Source organism: Cupriavidus sp. WS, assembly GCF_000395345.1.
GTDB classification, from domain to species: domain Bacteria; phylum Pseudomonadota; class Gammaproteobacteria; order Burkholderiales; family Burkholderiaceae; genus Cupriavidus; species Cupriavidus basilensis_B.
This window is the reverse complement of record NZ_AQPL01000685.1, coordinates 1-245: the sequence shown is the minus strand read 5'-3', so window position 1 is coordinate 245 and position 245 is coordinate 1. Positions and strand designations below refer to the sequence as shown.

The window sequence follows — 245 nt, the reverse complement described above, 5'->3', positions numbered from 1 at the left end:
GCGATGCCGACGGTCGTCTTGCCGCAGCCCATTTCGCCATTGACGATCGCGGCGCGCTCGCCACGGTCGATCAGCAGCTCGGCGGCGGCATGGACGACTTCGGCCTGGGCCTGGAACAGCTTGCGCTTGAGGCTGGCGACGATGAGTTGCCGGTGCGCCTGCGGCTCGCCGGAATAGACCGGCGGGTTGGCGCTGTTGAGGGCGTCGAGCAGTTCGTCGCCGAACTCACCGACGAAATCCTGAAG

Annotated in this window: 1 pseudogene; it reads right to left on the bottom strand. The window is 66.9% G+C overall.

The features are described from left to right. Positions 1–245 (bottom strand): annotated as a pseudogene (locus K206_RS40550) (DEAD/DEAH box helicase); the annotation flags it as partial.